Raw genomic sequence first — 14995 nt, 5'->3', positions numbered from 1 at the left:
CTTGAAGACGTGAGCACAATTGACTCACTACACTGAGGTCTAGTTCAGAAACCAGGATTGCAGCAATGCCTTCAGCCCCGACCCACCGGCAACGCACCTGGCCCAACTACCTACAGGCACTGCTGATGGTGGCGTTGTGCAACCTGGCAACAGCCCATGCCGCAGAACGCTTGAACTACCCGCTGCACTCGGACGGCATTGACCCCGAAGCCTATGCCCTGGCGCTGCTAACCGCGGCACTGGAGCGCACACCCGGACGCTACCAGCTGCAACCCACACCCGTGCCCATGGCGCAAAGCCGCGCCTTGCTGGCCATCGAGCACGACAGCAAAAGCGTGCAGGTGATGTGGACCATGACCACCCGTGAGCGTGAAGCACGTTTGCTGCCGGTCCGCATCCCGATCTACCGCGGCCTGATCGGCTGGCGCGTGCTGCTGCAGCGCAGCGCTGATGTCGAGCGCTTGGCTACGGTGGAGAACCTCGATGAACTGAAACGCTTCAGCTTCGGCCAACGCCACGACTGGCCGGATACTGCAATCCTGCGGGCCAATGGCCTGAAGGTAGTGACCAGCCAGCACTATCACGGCTTGTTCCAGATGCTCGCCGCCGGGCGCTTCGACCTGTTTCCCCGTGAAGTTGTGGTGGCCTGGCAGGAACAGGCGCGAGCCGTAGAGGACGGGCTGGCGCTGAGCATCGACAACCACCTGCTGCTGCATTACCCAACCGCATTTTATTTTTTCACCTCACACAACCGCCCGGACCTGGCTGCCGACATTGAGCACGGTCTGGAGGCGATGATTGCCGATGGCAGTTTTCAGCGCCTGTTCGAGCAGTACCATGGCGACACCCTGCGCCAGGCCAATTTGCACAAGCGGCGCATCATCGAATTGCACAACCCCGACTTACCCCCGGCAACGCCATTTGCCCGTAAGGCATTATGGTTTCAGCCCAAGGAGCTCAAATGATCAGCATCAGCAACGAGAAAGGCCTGCTGCAACGCATCAGCATCGGCCCGCACACCCTGCACAGTGACGTATCGGTGGAGCTGGGCGGCGAAGGCTCCGCGCCCGAGCCGCATGACCTGTTCGATGCTGCGCTGGGCGCGTGCAAGGCGCTAACCCTGGCGTTGTATGCCAAGCAACGTGGTTTGCCGCTGGAAGGCCTCGACGTGAAACTCAACCGCGACGACAGCCAGGAGCGTCAGGGCATCTACCGCCTGAATGTCGAGCTGACCCTGCACGGTGCACTGGATGACGCGCAACGCCAGCAGCTGCTGCGCATCGCCGATAAATGCCCGATTCACAAGTTGATGACCAGCAGCGAAGTTCAGGTCAGCACTCAGCTGAGCGAGGGCGCCTGATGAGCGATTTTCTGCTGATCCAGCCGCGTCCGGAGAACCTCGGCGGGCAACCTATCCTGCGTCCCCTGCCCTCGGCCAAGTGCCGCAGCGTCGGGCCCTTCGTGTTCTTCGACCATATTCTGGAAAACACCTACCCGGCCGGCAGCGGCATGAATATCAACCAGCACCCGCATATCGGTCTGTCCACCCTCACCTACCTGTTCGAGGGACAACTGCAGCACAAGGACAGCCTCGGCTCGGATCAGCTGGTCAGCCCCGGTGAAGTCAGCTGGATGACCGCAGGCCGTGCTGTCGCCCATGTCGAACGCACCCCGCAGCCGCTGTGGGAAAGCGGTTCGCACATGCACGGCCTGCAAGTCTGGCTGGCCATGCCCGCCGCCGATGAGCAAGGCGCCCCCCGCTACAGCCATCACCCTGCCGACAGCCTGCCACGCAGTACCAGCATGGGCGTGGACATCTGCCTGATTGCTGGCACCGGCTTCTGCCTGGAGTCGCCAGTACCGGTGCTGTCGCCCACTGTCTATGCCGAGATCAAGCTGGCCGCTGGCAGCGCACTGCAGATTCCCGCCGAGCATGCCGAACGCGCGCTGTACCTGATTGATGGCGAGGCGACGCTGGATGACCAGCAACTGCCGCTGCGCGGCCTGCTGGTGCTACCCGAAGGCGAGACTTACACCCTCAGCGCCTGCAGCGAGAGCCACCTGGTGCTGATTGGTGGCGAGCCTATCGGCCCGCGACGGATCAACTGGAACTTCGTTGCAAGCGACCCGGCGCTGATCGATCAGGCGCGTGAGCGCTGGGCGGCGCAGGACTGGCCAAGCGTGCCCGGCGAGACCGCACGCATCGAGCTGCCGCGCTGACGGAGAAGATTTGTTGCACTCCCGAGACATCCAAAGCGCAGGTGCTCGGGTATAACCCTTGGCACGCTCACACATTCAGGAACCCTGTGCATGGCGCAGCCGCTGTTTGATTACGAAAGCCATCTGGAAGCCTGCGCCCGGCAGGACGAACGGGCATTCCAGGCGCTCTACCAACAGGAGGCCGCGCAGATGCTCGGATTGGCCATCACCTTGCTTGGCCGTCGTGATCAAGCCGAAGACTGCGTGCACGATGCCTTTGTACAGGTTTGGCGCAATGCCCAGCGCTTTCAGCGCACGCTAGGCAGCGGCCGTGCGTGGATTTACAGCATCCTGCGCTACCGCGCGCTGAATCAGTTGCGCAGCCGTGGTCGCACGGTGGAGCTGGATGACGACTTTATCGAACGTGCCGCTGATGACAGCCCGCAGGCCGCCGAACTGCTGGAGCAGCAAGGCGAACAGCAACAACTGCGCCGCTGCTTGCAGAGCATCGAACGCAATCGCCGCCACCCGATCCTGCTGGCCTTTTACCGTGGCCTGACCCATGAACAGATCGCCAACCGCCTGACCACCCCGCTGGGCACCATCAAGGGCCGTATTCGCGCCGGTCTGCGCGCATTGCAGGAGTGTTTGCACGCATGATTTCGCAGCAACCTGCCGAACGCCGCGCCTTGATCGGCGAATACGTCCTGGGCCTGCTCGATGAGGCCGAAGCCGCTGAAGTGCGCGAACTGATTGAGCACGACAGTGAAGCCGCGCAAATGGCCCTGCAATGGCAGCAGCACTTTCTCGAGCTGAGCGATCAGCTGCCGCCGCAAACACCCTCTGCGCACCTATGGCAGCGGCTACAGGACAGCCTTGGCCTGACTCCAGCCGTCAGCCGTGCGACTGTCTGGCTGACGTGGTGGCAGAGCCTGGCCACCTGGCGCCTCACCAGTGCTGCACTGGCAATGGCCTTGATCGTCGCGCTGATGCCTGATTTGTGGCGTACGGATATGCCTGGTAACAGCTACACCGTGGTGCTGCAAGCCCCAGGGGAAGCGGCCAAACCTGGTTGGGTGGTGCATGTGGACGGCACTGGCAGCCTGCGTCTGCAACCGTTGCTGGACGATCAAATCCCGGCCGACCGCTCCGTGCAGTTCTGGACGTTGATCGACCCGACCATCGGTCCGCGCTCGTTGGGCCTGGTCGAACCGGGTAAAGCCCTGCAACTGTCTGCCGAACAGATTGGCGCAGTGCAAGCCGGCCAGCTGTTCGAACTGACTCTGGAGCCGGCCGGCGGCTCGCCGAAAGATCGGCCAACCGGCAAGGTGCTGTATATCGGCCGCGCGGTGATGGCCTCGGTCAACTGAGGCCATTTATAAAAAACTGAATTTATTTTCAGTCGGCGACATCCAGACGTTCTCTCGTGGGTATAGCTATCAGGTGTTTCATCGAGGCACCTGCAAGGCAGGTACCAACCAGCCTTGCATCGATGCTGGATAACCACAGATGAGAGAACGCATATGAACAGCTTCAACACCCTGCTGACCGCTGCCGTTACCACTGCCACCCTCAGCCTCGCCGCCGGCACTGCCAGTGCAGCGACCTTACTGGCCCTTGGCGCCGACGGTCAGCTGTTCAAGATCGACAGCGCCACCCAGAAAATCACCGCCACGATGGCGACCAACAGCCCAAGCCCATTGCGCGGCATTGATGTGCGCCCGGCCAACGGCATGCTCTATGCCTTGAGCAACGACCATCAGCTCCACACCCTGGACCTGGCCACTGGCGCAGCCAGCAAGGTCGCCAGCCTGAACAAGCAACTGCCTGGCAGCGGTCAGGCGGTGATCGACTTCAACCCGGTTGCCGACAAACTGCGCATGCTCGCGGCCGACGGCACCAGCTTTCGCGTCAACGTCGAAACCGGTGAAGTGGTGGTAGACGGTTCGGTGGCTTACGCCGCCGAAGGCCCTTACGCCGGTAAAAGCGCCAAGGTTGTTGCCGGTGCGTATAGCAACGCCTACGCCGGCACTCAGGCCACCGCGCTGTACACCGTCGACCTGGCCAGCAGCAGCCTGATGCTGCAGAACCCGCCAAACGATGGCATTCAGCAAGCCGTAGGCAAGATCGTTGATGGCTTGCAGAATGCGGCCCTGGACATTGCCAGCGACGGCAAGGGCGGCAACACCACCTATCTGCTGACCGGCACCACGCTGCACATCCTGGACCTGGCCACGGGCAAGCCGACCACCCTGGGCGAAATCGCCGGATTGCCGGGCAATATTATTGATATCGCCGTGTTGCCTGGTATGTAAAACCGCATGCGGGAAGGTCGCCCGGCCTTCCCGCTACGCCTTAATGGGCGAAGGTTTCCGCAAACAGATCATCCATGGCCTTGAAAGCACGCGCGGCCACCACCGGGTGGTACTCGTTGCGCCCCGGCACGTTGGCCACCGGGCTGGTAAAGGAATGCACCGCGCCGCCGTAGCTGACCAGTTGCCAATCGGCTTTCGCCGCTTTCATCTCGGCAATAAAGCCATCGACCTGCGCTTGTGGCACTGCCGGATCATCGGCGCCATGCAGCACCAGAACAGGAGCTTTGATGTTTTGTGCATCACTCGGATTAGGCGTATCGAGGTTGCCGTGGAACGAGACAAAGCCTTTCAGCTCAGCCCCGGAGCGCGCCAGCTCCAGCACCGTACCGCCGCCGAAACAGAAACCGATGGCGCCCAGCTTGCTGACATCCAGCGCCACCTGTGCGGTTTGCGCCTTGAGTACGTCCACCGCAGCCTGCGCCCGTTTACGCATCAGCGGCCGGTCGCCACGCACCTGGGTCGCAGCAGCCTTGGCTTCATCGGCATTTTTTGGGCGTACGGCCTTGCCGTACATGTCGGCCATAAACACCACGTATTTGTCGCTGGCCGCGCGCGCGGCCTTCTTCGCCGAATCCTCGGTAACGCCCAGCCAGTTGGGCACCATCAGCAGCCCAGGACGCGGCGTGGTTACCGAATCGTCGTAGATCAGCAGACCTTCGAAGGCTTCACCGTCGATTTCATATGGCACTGGCTTGACCACCACGGCGGCTTCGGCAAAACCAATCACGCCGGCGCATAACAGTGGCAACAGGGTTTTCGTGGACATAGCGAAGCTCCTTTGGACGAGTTAGACCAAGCGCTCACCTTAGACCGCCACTGCAGGATGACCAAGCCAAAGCGCTTACAGGCGCACAACCAAAGGTTTCAACCTGTTACTGGCTCAGCCCTGCTCGGCCCAGCGTTCCTTGATTTCCAGGATCAAAGGCAGCTGCTGAATAAACAGCTCGACCAGCTGCGGATCGAAGTGCTTGCCACTCTCTTCGCGCAGCAGGCCAACCGCATCTTCAACCGACCAGGCGGCCTTGTAGGGGCGCACACTGGTCAGGGCATCGAACACATCGGCAATCGCCACGATGCGCCCTTCCAGCGGAATATCCTCGCCACTCAGGCCATTGGGGTAGCCCGTACCGTCCCACTTCTCGTGGTGCGACAGGGCAATGCGCTGCGCGGTGCGCAACAGGCCCGAGGCATGCTCGCCAATAATCCGCGCGCCAATCTCGACGTGTTGGCGCATCACCGCCCATTCCTGTTCATCGAGCTTGCCAGGCTTGCGCAGCACGGCATCGGGAATGCCGATCTTGCCGATATCGTGCATCGGCGCGGCGTTGAGCAGTTCCTCGGCGGCGGCTTCGCTGAAGCCGGCAGCCAGGGCCAACACCTTGGAAAAGTGACTCATGCGAATCACGTGCAGGCCGGTTTCGTTGTCCTTGTACTCAGCGGCCATACCGAGGCGTTGCACGATCTGCAGGCGGGTCTGGCGCAGCTCATCCATGCGCACCAGGGACAAATGCGTGCGCACCCGAGCGCGCACAATCGGCGGGCTGACCGGCTTGGTGATGTAGTCAACAGCACCTACGGCAAAGCCGCGTGCTTCATCTTCAACATCAGCCAACGCGGTGACAAAAATCACCGGAACGGCCTGCAGATGCGCCTGCGCCTTGAGTGCCTGGCACACCTCGTAACCGGTCATACCCGGCATCATCACATCCAGCAGGATCAGATCCGGCCGCTCGCGCTCGACCATTTCCAGCGCTTTCGCGCCATCCTTGGCAAACAGCAGGCGGTAGTCATCCTGCAGGATATGCCGCAGCACTTGCAGGTTGGTGGCCTCATCGTCGACCAGCAGGAGCAACGGGCGCGCATCGACTGGGGTAATCATGGGGTCTGGCTTTCCTCGTCATGCAACTGCTGTTGCAGTTCGCTAAGCGCTTGTTGCGCCTGGTCAAAATCAAAATCATCCAGCGCCTGGCGAATACGCGCCAAGGCTTTTTTCTGCTGCGCGTCCTGCAGCCCCTGGCTCAAACAGTCCAATGCCTGATCATCCAGCCCGCCACGACTGACGGCCTGTTGCAGACGCAGCAGCGCTGCACGCAGCTGCTCAAGGTCCAGCGTTTGTGCCTGCGTGGTCGCCTCAGGCACCTGCGGCAAGGCCTCGGCAACGGCCGCCAGCGCACGCGACAACTCCTGCAGCAGGCTGCGCAAATGCAGCCCCTCACGCTGGTTGAACGCCTGCTCAATATTCAGCCCTAGACCGGACAGGTGGGTCAGCGCCAGGTTGGCCGCCGCGCCGCGGAAACGGTGCGCCAGGCTGCGCCCGGTGTCCCAGTCATTCTTCTCCAGCATGCTGTTCAGCTGCTCGACCAGCGCACCCTGCTCACTCAGGAAGCGTTGAATTGCCTGACTCATCTGCACCGGCCCACCCCATAGGCTGGTCCCGCGCTGCCAATCGAACAAGCCCGTCGTTGCCGGTGCAGTGGTCTCGGCGCCCCCTTGGCCCTGAGTCACGCCCAGCAGACGCGCCATTTCCGCCAGCAGGGCCGGCAGGTCGAGGGGTTTGGAGGCAAAGCCGTTCATCCCGGCATCCAGCGCCGCCTGGCGATCCTGATCCAGCACGCTGGCGGTCAGGGCGATAATCGGGATCGGCGCGCGCTGCTGAGTCGCCTCCAGCGCACGAATACGCCGGGACGCTTCCAGACCGTCGACCAAGGGCATCTGTACATCCATCAGCACCAGATCAAAGTGGCCGCTGATAAAGGCCTCGACTGCCGCCTGCCCATCGGCCACGCACGTGATCTGGTGGCCCAGACGCTGCAGATTGAGCTGCAGCAATTCCAGGTTTTGTGGCACATCATCGGCGGCCAGAATATTCAGGCTGGCCAGTTGTGGCAGCACCTGATGCGTCTGTTGCACCAAGCGTTGCCCGGCGCGCAGCGGTAATTCGACGATAAAGCGGCTGCCCTCGCCCAGGCTGCTTTCCACGCGCAGGCGCCCGCCCATCAGCTCCACCAACTGCCGCGAAATGGTGGTGCCCAGGCCCGTACCGCCAAAGCGGCGGCTCATCGACGCATCGGCCTGGGCAAAGGGTTCGAAGATCTTCTCCAGACGATCAGCGGCAATGCCGATGCCGGTGTCTTCGACAATCAGGCGGATCGCGCCGGGCTCGCCCTGCACATGCAGGCAGACGCGACCCTGAGCAGTGAACTTCACCGCATTGCCGAGCAGGTTGGTCAACACCTGTTGCAGGCGCAGGGCGTCGCCTCGGTAGAACTCCAGCAGCTGCGCCGGGTACTCCAGCTGCAACGCCAGGCCCTTGTTCTCTGCGGCCAGACGCTGGGTGGCGCAGACCTGCTCGCACAGTTCGCGCAGGGAGAAGTCCAGGTCTTCCAGCTCAATCGCACCACGGTCGAGCTTGGCGGTATCGAGGATGTCGTTGAGCAAGCCGAGCAACGAGCGTGAGGCCTGTTGCACGGTCTGCAGATGGCGGCGCTGATCATCGGCCAATGGCGTGCCGATCAGCAGCTCGGTAAAACCGATGATGGCGTTCATCGGCGTGCGAATTTCATGGCTCATATTCGCCAGGAAACTGCTGCGCGCCGCAGCCGCGGCTTCTGCACGGTCACGCGCGGCACGGGTTTCCTGCTCCATAAGCCGGCGCGGCGTCAGGTCAGTGGCCAGTTTCACCACCTTGAAGGGTTTGCCATCGGTATCGAGAATCGGGTTGTAGGTCGCCTGAATCCACACCTCACGGCCGCCACGGGCGATACGCCGATACTCCCCAGCAGAGAACTGGCCATTGCCTAACGCTACCCAGAACTTCCGGTAGTCGTCACTGTCGGCATACAACGGGTCGCAAAACAGCCGGTGGTGCTGGCCGATTACATCGGCACGCTGATAGCCGAACAGGTCCAGGGCATTGTCGTTGATCGCCAGCACATGGCCTTGCAGATCAAATTCAACCATCGCCATGGCCTTGCTGATGGCGTTGACCTTGCCTTCGTACTCGGCATTGCGCAGCTTGGTTTCGGTCTGGTCGAGCAGCACGCCGTCGATCCAGCGTGGTATGCCCTGCTCATCGCACACCGCACTGCCGCTTTCCCAGATCCAGTGTTCCTTGCCATCGCGGTCAAACAGACGGTATTCGATGGTGTAATTGCGCCGCTGATCAATGGCTGCCTGCACCTGTTCGGCAACGGGTTGCAGATCATCAGGGTGGTAAAGCGCAGCAATCGACTGGCGCTGACTGATGAAGTCATCGGCACTCCAGCCGGTCAGTGGCTGCACCGCATCACTGATAAACAGCATGGTCCAATCGCTATCGAGCAGGCAGCGGAAGGATACCCCGGGGATATTGCTGATCAGCGAGCGGTATTGCTGCTCGCTCTCACGCAGCGCCTGCTCCATCTGAATGCGCTGGCTGATGTCATTGACGAACACCACAAACAGCGGGTGATTGCCCGAGCGGGTTACCCCGACGCTGATGCGCACCGGCTTGGCCTGGCCGTTGCTGGCAATGCAGTGCAACTCCTGCTCGGCGCCCGACAATGCCAGAGTGCCGCTGTCCAGGTAGTTGCGCAGGTGCGCCGCATAGAGGTTGCCATCGTGCTCGTTGAGCAGACGGCGGATCGGCAGACCGACCAGCTCATCAGGCTGCCAGCCCAACAGACGGGTAGCGGCGCGGTTGGCCGAGCGAATGATGCCGGCATGGTCGACGGTCAAAATCGAGTCGAGCGCGGTGTCGAAGATCGAGCGTAAATGCTGCTCGCTGGCCTGCAGCTGCAGGCTCAGGCGGCGATAGCGCAGCAGCGCATTGGCTGCCACCACAAAGACCGTCAGGGCAACGGTGATCAGCGAAATCGCACTGCCCAGGTACAGGCTATCGACCATGGCAATCGGCTGCTCAGACTCGGCCACGCCGACAAAACGGGCCGCCTCCATCCCGGTGTAGTGCATGCCACTGATCGCCAGGCCCATCACCACTGCGCTAATCAGCAAGGCCCAGAGCGCCGGCAAGCGCCCCTCCAGACCAAAGCGCACCCACAGAGCAAGAATGGCCAGGCCGACCGCCACCAGAATCGACAGGGCAAACATCCAGGGGTCGTAGCGCAGCAGCGGCGCCATCTGCATCGCGGCCATGCCGCTGTAGTGCATCGCGCCAATCCCCGCGCCCACCAGCACCCCGCCGACACACAGCTGCAACAGGCTCAGGTTGCGCCGTGCCAGCACAGTCAGGGCCACCCAGGACGCCGCCAGGCTCGGCAGCATCGACAGCAGGGTTACGTCGAGATCAAAACGTACTTCGGCGCACAGCTGAAACGCCAGCATGCCGATAAAGTGCATCGCCCAAATACCAGCCCCCAGGGCCAGCGAACCTGTAGCGATGGTGACATGCCGCCACCAGGCTGTATCGCTGTCACGGGCCACACCGGCCAGTTGCAGAGCCATGCCCGAGGTGAACACGGCAATGCACAGCGACATCAGCACCAGTAGCGGATCATGGTTGCTGAGAATCAGAACACTGGGATCGGCACTGGCGATAAACAACTGATCAAGAAACTGCATACCACCCCAAGACTGCATCGGTTGTGCATGCGCACCAGTGGCGCAATGACAGCATGACAAACGAGCCTGCCCGGTGTGTCAATCAGACACCGACAAAAAAGCCCGCTTTCGCGGGCTTTTTTGGGGGTTACTGCTTTCAGGCGGACAATTCGACCAGCAGCTTGTTCAGACGCTGCACGTAAGCGGCCGGATCTTTCAGATTGTCACCGGCAGCCAGGGCAGCCTGATCGAAGAGGATATGACTGAGGTCGGCAAAGCGATCTTCATCGGCCTCGGCATCCAGTTTCTCGATCAGCGGGTGGCTTGGGTTGAACTCGAAGATCGGCTTGGAATCCGGCACCTTCTGGCCGCTGGCTTCGAGAATCTGGCGCATCTGCAGACCCAAATCCTGCTCGCCGATGGCCAGAATGGCTGGCGAGTCGGTCAGGCGATGGGACACACGCACCTCGGCAACCTGCTCCCCCAACGCCGTTTTCAAGCGCTCGACCAAACCTTCTTTGGCTTTGGCAACTTCTTCCTGGGCCTTCTTGTCTTCTTCCGAATCCAGCTTGCCGAGGTCCAGATCGCCACGTGCCACATCGACAAAGTGCTTGCCGTCGAACTCGGTCAGGTAGCTCATCAGCCACTCGTCGATACGATCGGTGAGCAGCAGCACCTCGATGCCTTTCTTGCGGAACACTTCCAGATGCGGGCTGTTCTTCACCTGGGCGTAGGATTCGCCAGTCAGGTAGTAGACCTTGTCCTGGCCTTCGGCCATGCGCGCGATGTACTCGCCCAGGCCGACGCTCTGCTCGCCATCTTCAGTGCGGGTGGAGGCAAAGCGCAGCAGGCTGGCGATCTTCTCCTTGTTGGCGAAGTCTTCGGCCGGGCCTTCCTTGAGCACCTGGCCAAAGTTTTTCCAGAAGTTCTTGTAGTGCTCGGGTTCGTTCTTCGCCAGCTTTTCCAGCATGTCCAGCACGCGCTTTGTCAGCGCCGACTTCATCGAATCGATGATCGGGTCTTTCTGCAGGATCTCGCGGGAGACGTTCAGCGACAGGTCGTTGGAGTCGACCACGCCTTTGATAAAGCGCAGGTACAGCGGCAGGAACGACTCGGCCTGATCCATGACGAATACGCGCTGCACATAAAGCTTCAGGCCACGCGGCGCTTCACGCTGATACAGGTCAAACGGCGCACGGGCCGGGGTATACAGCAGCGAGGTGTATTCCAGCTTGCCTTCGACCTTGTTGTGGCTCCAGCTCAATGGGCTCTCGAAATCGTGACCGATGTGCTTGTAGAACTCCTGGTATTCCTCGTCCTTGATCTCGGTACGCGGACGAGTCCACAGGGCGCTGGCACGGTTGACGGTTTCCCACTCGATTTCTGCAGGTTTGTCCTTCTCTTCGCCATGGAACTCTTTCGGTAATTCGATCGGCAAAGCAATGTGGTCGGAGTATTTCTTGATGATATTGCGCAGACGCCAGCCATCGGCAAACTCGTCTTCGCCGGCTTTCAGGTGCAGGACGATGCGCGTGCCGCGCTCGGCTTTTTCAACGGTGGCAACTTCGAACTCGCCCTCACCTTTGCTCGACCAGTGCACGCCTTCGCTGGCCGGACTACCGGCGCGGCGGCTGTACACATCAACCTTGTCGGCGACGATAAAAGCCGAGTAGAAGCCCACGCCGAACTGACCGATCAGGTGCGAGTCTTTCTTCTGGTCGCCAGTCAGGTGCTTCATGAAATCGGCAGTGCCGGATTTGGCGATGGTGCCCAGGTGGGTAATGGCGTCTTCACGGCTCATGCCGATGCCATTGTCTTCGAGGGTGACGGTCTTGGCGTCCTTGTCGAAGCTGACGCGAATCTTCAGCTCAGCGCCACCTTCCAGCAGCTCGGGCTTGGCCAGCGCTTCGAAACGCAGCTTGTCGCTGGCATCGGAGGCGTTGGAAATCAGCTCGCGAAGGAAAATTTCCTTGTTCGAATACAGCGAATGGATCATCAGGTGAAGCAGTTGCTTCACCTCGGTCTGGAAGCCCAGGGTTTCTTTTTGAGTTTCCACACTCATGCTCTCTAACTCCACTTTGTTGACGAAGCCGCAGCGCGGCGGATGTCATACAGGTGGGGGCAACGTGTGGAATTTCAAGGCCTAAGGTTCGAGTAACTCGATCCGGGTGATTTCTTCCGGCTGCAAGGTATAGGTCACCTCGCCCTGAGCATTCATGCGCTGGCGAAGGATGATCCGCCCCTGCTGGTCGATTCCCTGGAAGCGTCCTTCGGCGGTGTTGCCGCGTTTGGTGACGGCACGCATGCTGAGATCCTGATAACGGTTGGGACTGCGCAGCAAGCCTTCCAGACTGAAACGCACACGGCGATCCAGAGGCCGGCTGACCCGTTCCGGCACAGAGGCTGCCACTGCACTGACCGTTTCGCTCACGGCCGCTGGCTTGGCTGCAAGCACTTCATTACTGGCCAAGGGTGGGAAGTTGTCACCGGCCACCTGCCAGCCACGCTTATCGCGTTTTTGCAGCGTGAGCGGCAGTTGCTGCGACTCACCATTGATTCGCGCCTGCACGGTCAACTCAAAACGCTGCTGCGGAAAATTCAGCGCACCCAAGGGCTGTAGCTGCACCTGACGTGTGGCAAAGCGGCGCTCCAGGTAGTCCTCGACCACATGGGCAAGGGTGTCGCTTGAGTCGAACTGCCGATCAATCTTGCCATCGCGGTAGCGCAAGCCGTTGCTGAACAACTCCAGCTTGCCAGTGAGGGTGGTCTTGAACTGCGGCGGCAGCACCAGATGGAAATCACCCACCAGCTTGTTCGGGGCTAACGGCTGCAAATCCAGATGCAGGGTGTAGCCACGGCTCAGGCGCCGCGCTTCGGGCAACTCCTGCTCGGGCAACAACCAGCTGATCTCCACCTCCGGCAGGATGCCGTCATCAGCCGGTAGCACATCGACGCGCACCGGGCCTTTTTCAGCCTTGGGCAGGCGGATGATCAACTCACTCTGGGCAAAAAAATCCTGCCCTTCGCGCAGGCTCAATACGCCGTCGATCAGCTCGGCCTGTTGCGGCACGAAGGGCCGGCCATGTAACACACCGCGCAGATTGATGGCCAGCTCCGCCGGTACCGGCGTTTGCGGCTTGAGCCATTGCAGACTGAGGATGGCCTCCAAGCGCTGCACATCATGGCTGGCCAGCAGGGTCAAACCGACCACCAGCGGGATGATCCCCAACCCCGACAACGCCAGGGCCGGACGCGCCGAGCGCCAATGACGCAAGACATACAGCAGAGTGAACGGCGGCAGAAAACTGGCCCAGCCCCACAACAGGCTGGTGGCAAAAGCGCGCATCACCAGCCAGACCAGCCCGGCGAGGATCAGCAGCAAGCCACCCAGAATCAGCAGCGCATCCATTCGGTATTCCTTAATAAGGGTTCAGCGAGAGGTCAGTGCCGCACTCAGGGCTCATCCACCTTGAAGTGCGCCCGCGCCGTGGCAATCGGCTCGGTCTGGTTGGTCTGCCAGGCAGTGATGGCCACGTTGGCCACACGGCGCCCCTGTCGCCAAACCTGGCACTGCACGAAGGTGTCACGATAATGGCCAGCGCGCAGGTAATCTATCGAGAAGTCGATGATTTTCGGCAAATGTGGAATACCCATAAACATCAACAGGTGAAGCATCGCCGAGTGTTCCATAAACCCGGCAATCACCCCGCCGTGCAGCGCCGGCAAGGTCGGGTTGCCAATGCAGTCCTGATTGGCGGGCAGACGAAACACCATGTCATCGCCCAGACGCAAGCACTCGATGCCCAGTAGCTTGGCATAGGGAATCAGGCTGATCAGCTTGTCGTAGTTGTTCTGCTCGTGGGCTTCACGCACCAGCTGGTTGAGGTTCAGCGTGCTCATTGGCCAGCCCCCTTGGCAGTGCGTTGCAGATCGGCTGGTTTACCCATGCGCATAAAAGCCCCCACCACATGGGCAATCGGCTCGTCGGGGTTGTCCTGATAGGCATAGCCGCGGGTGAAGATGATGTTCTCTGTCACCCGGTAGCACTCGGCAAAACCGAATACATCCTTGTTCGGCTCGGCCGGGCGCATGTAATCGATGCGCAGGTCCAGGGTCGGGCAGATTTCGAACTCCGGCAGTACGCAAACAGTGGAAATGCCGCAGGTGGTGTCCATCAGCGTGGTAATGGCGCCACCATGAATGACCCCCGTGTCCGGGTTGCCAACAATTTGCGGGCTGTAGGGCAAACGCAGGATCAACCCCTCTGGGGCTGCGCTATGTACGCCCATGCCGAGCACCTGGCAATGACGCAACACCGATAAAAAACGCTGCGCCCGCTCAAGAATGGGGGAATTGCTCATGATTTCAGTCCCGCTACAACTGTACAAAGGGCGTGCATGATACCCCTTGGCAGCCCAGGCTTCACCTCGACAGCACGGCAATTCAAGGAACAGCCCGGTAAAAACCGGGGAACTTCGGCGAAATCACGCTGTTTAATAAGCATGCCTGGGGAACCTGGCATCGATCATCACATACAAGGAGTATCAACCGTGCAAAAGCCATTCACCTATGCCCTGCTTCTCGCCGCCATGCTCGGCCTGGCAGCTTGCGAGAAAACCCCGGAAGACAAAGTAGAGTCAGCCAAGGAGTCCGCATCTGAAGCCATCGAATCCATGGGTGATGCCGTTGAGAAAACTGGCGAAGCCATTGAGCAGAAAGTCGATGAAGTGACCGGCAACGAGCCAACCACTGGCGAGAAGATCGAAGACGCTGCCGATGATGCCGCTGACGTCATCAAAGATGCCGGCGATGAAATCAAGGACGCCGTTGAGGGCCAATAAGCCTTCCTGAAACAAACAGGCCCGCGTAATGCGGGCCTGTTT

General features: G+C 60.8%; 14 protein-coding genes. 7 read left to right on the top strand and 7 right to left on the bottom strand.

Features of this window, described 5'->3' with window-relative positions:
• The first annotated feature begins 65 nt into the window (after positions 1 to 65).
• From ACOCLD_RS12225 to ACOCLD_RS12200, 6 genes are all read left to right on the top strand, one after another.
• Positions 66 to 965 carry a substrate-binding periplasmic protein gene (locus ACOCLD_RS12225; protein WP_422909350.1) on the top strand — a complete coding sequence of 300 codons (900 nt, stop codon included), beginning with the start codon at positions 66 to 68 and terminating at the stop codon, positions 963 to 965.
• Positions 962 to 1360 (top strand): OsmC family protein, encoded by a 399-nt coding sequence (locus ACOCLD_RS12220; protein ID WP_422909349.1) that lies wholly within the window; start codon positions 962 to 964, stop codon positions 1358 to 1360. The genes ACOCLD_RS12225 and ACOCLD_RS12220 overlap by 4 nt, the downstream gene beginning before the upstream one ends.
• The gene (locus ACOCLD_RS12215; protein ID WP_422909348.1) at positions 1360 to 2220 is read left to right on the top strand and encodes a pirin family protein; all 861 of its coding nucleotides are present in this window, start codon (positions 1360 to 1362) and stop codon (positions 2218 to 2220) included. The genes ACOCLD_RS12220 and ACOCLD_RS12215 overlap by 1 nt, the downstream gene beginning before the upstream one ends.
• A gap of 90 nt (positions 2221 to 2310) precedes the next feature.
• Positions 2311 to 2859 carry a sigma-70 family RNA polymerase sigma factor gene (locus ACOCLD_RS12210; protein ID WP_422909347.1) on the top strand — a complete coding sequence of 183 codons (549 nt, stop codon included), beginning with the start codon at positions 2311 to 2313 and terminating at the stop codon, positions 2857 to 2859.
• Entirely contained in the window at positions 2856 to 3569 is a 714-nt protein-coding gene (locus tag ACOCLD_RS12205) for an anti-sigma factor (protein WP_422909346.1), read from the top strand. The genes ACOCLD_RS12210 and ACOCLD_RS12205 overlap by 4 nt, the downstream gene beginning before the upstream one ends.
• 153 nt (positions 3570 to 3722) lie before the next feature.
• On the top strand, positions 3723 to 4514 hold the full coding sequence (locus tag ACOCLD_RS12200; RefSeq protein WP_422909345.1) for a DUF4394 domain-containing protein: 792 nt from the start codon (positions 3723 to 3725) through the stop codon (positions 4512 to 4514).
• A 40-nt stretch (positions 4515 to 4554) separates the two neighbouring features.
• Here ACOCLD_RS12200 and ACOCLD_RS12195 read toward each other — a convergent pair whose 3' ends face one another.
• The 7 genes from ACOCLD_RS12195 to ACOCLD_RS12165 form a co-directional block, all read right to left on the bottom strand.
• Positions 4555 to 5340: a dienelactone hydrolase family protein gene (locus ACOCLD_RS12195; protein ID WP_422909344.1), complete on the bottom strand. Its 786-nt coding sequence runs from the start codon at positions 5338 to 5340 to the stop codon at positions 4555 to 4557.
• Positions 5341 to 5454: 114 nt separating this feature from the next.
• The gene (locus tag ACOCLD_RS12190) at positions 5455 to 6453 is read right to left on the bottom strand and encodes a response regulator (protein WP_422909343.1); all 999 of its coding nucleotides are present in this window, start codon (positions 6451 to 6453) and stop codon (positions 5455 to 5457) included.
• Entirely contained in the window at positions 6450 to 10151 is a 3702-nt protein-coding gene (locus tag ACOCLD_RS12185) for a PAS domain S-box protein (RefSeq protein WP_422909342.1), read from the bottom strand. Before ACOCLD_RS12185 ends, ACOCLD_RS12190 begins: the two co-directional genes overlap by 4 nt.
• Before the next feature lie 118 nt (positions 10152 to 10269).
• Entirely contained in the window at positions 10270 to 12174 is a 1905-nt protein-coding gene (htpG, locus tag ACOCLD_RS12180) for a molecular chaperone HtpG (RefSeq protein ID WP_422909341.1), read from the bottom strand.
• Between the two features lie 81 nt (positions 12175 to 12255).
• Positions 12256 to 13521 (bottom strand): MFS transporter, encoded by a 1266-nt coding sequence (locus ACOCLD_RS12175; RefSeq protein ID WP_422909340.1) that lies wholly within the window; start codon positions 13519 to 13521, stop codon positions 12256 to 12258.
• 44 nt (positions 13522 to 13565) lie between these two features.
• On the bottom strand, positions 13566 to 14012 hold the full coding sequence (locus ACOCLD_RS12170) for a PaaI family thioesterase (protein WP_233684813.1): 447 nt from the start codon (positions 14010 to 14012) through the stop codon (positions 13566 to 13568).
• The gene (locus ACOCLD_RS12165; RefSeq protein ID WP_233684812.1) at positions 14009 to 14473 is read right to left on the bottom strand and encodes a PaaI family thioesterase; all 465 of its coding nucleotides are present in this window, start codon (positions 14471 to 14473) and stop codon (positions 14009 to 14011) included. Before ACOCLD_RS12165 ends, ACOCLD_RS12170 begins: the two co-directional genes overlap by 4 nt.
• Positions 14474 to 14662: 189 nt before the next feature.
• Here ACOCLD_RS12165 and ACOCLD_RS12160 point away from each other — a divergent pair, with 189 nt between their 5' ends.
• Complete coding sequence (locus ACOCLD_RS12160; protein ID WP_257778497.1) at positions 14663 to 14953, top strand: hypothetical protein; 291 nt, start codon at positions 14663 to 14665, stop codon at positions 14951 to 14953.
• Positions 14954 to 14995: the final 42 nt, after the last annotated feature.

This window comes from Pseudomonas cimarronensis (assembly GCF_049331905.1).
Lineage (GTDB): Bacteria > Pseudomonadota > Gammaproteobacteria > Pseudomonadales > Pseudomonadaceae > Aquipseudomonas.
Note: the sequence above shows the minus strand (reverse complement) of the source record. Positions and strands in the feature narration are given on the sequence as shown.